Annotated in this window: 1 protein-coding gene; it reads left to right on the forward strand. The window is 27.8% G+C overall.

Annotated features, from left to right (window positions below):
* Window positions 1–723: 723 nt before the first annotated feature.
* Window positions 724–1,003, forward strand: a 280-nt coding sequence (locus tag JGH11_RS20060) for a hypothetical protein (protein ID WP_201114768.1), incomplete at its 3' end; no start/stop codon positions are given.

Below are 1,003 nucleotides of genomic sequence, written 5' to 3' on the forward strand. Positions count from 1 at the left end.
ATGTTTTATTATCTTATTTTAAAATCAGGATGAAAAATTCCTTAAATAGGCACAAAGTATAAAGAGAGTTCCAATATTCGACACAACATTCCTGCTCGATCTAATGTCTTTGTATTACCTTTATTGTTAGAAAGATCAAAACGTTAACTAGTTTAACATGAGATGAGTAACTAGATAAAAGAATGCCTGCAGTTGCATATTCTTATGGTCTTTTTCTCTTTTAGAGAAGGAATAAATTACTATTGACTCTAGTAACCCTTTATTTAAAAGAGTATTTTTAGATTTGGAAGGAATAAATGTACTAGCTTAATAAAAAAAGAATATTTTACAATAAAGAACTACTATTTTTTTAACGACTGATGTAATTACATTAGATGACTCACCTGATGCAGATAAACCATGCCAAGAAAAGTGTAAGACTTTTTCTATACAATATGTGCCGGTTGAATCTGATTATTTGATAAACTATGGCAATTATGTATTATTTCATCTAAGAATTAGAAAGAATGTAACTAATCGAAAGGAGATTATAGTCTGAAATTTGGACTCTTTATAAAACAAGCTATGTGATATTGTTAGCAAAGTTATCTGCAAAATATAATTCAAGAAGAAAGTATATTAAACTCAAATGAAAAAAGAGATACTCTTTGATTTTAAGGGTTTGCAGCTACCCCAAATATGCAAGTCTACATTATATAACTCAATATTAAATTCTTACTAGATATGATTATACGCTATATAGAACATGAATTAGTTTCATCCGGATTTAAGAAAGAAAAAATAAATTCGGGGTATGTTTATAGTAAAGTATTTGAAAATATTGAACTACGTTGCCATATAGATGAGAATATTAAATTATATTTTTTCTCCATATACAAATGGGACAGCAATATACTTAAAGGTTCATACAGTATTTCTTCTAGAGAATTGGAAGAGTATCCTGATTTTTCGTTGGTTTTATTTAAAAAAACAATACAAAATATGCCTCGATATGTGGGGAAGG

The organism is Dysgonomonas sp. Marseille-P4677, from assembly GCF_016652235.1.
Taxonomy (GTDB): Bacteria; Bacteroidota; Bacteroidia; order Bacteroidales; family Dysgonomonadaceae; genus Dysgonomonas.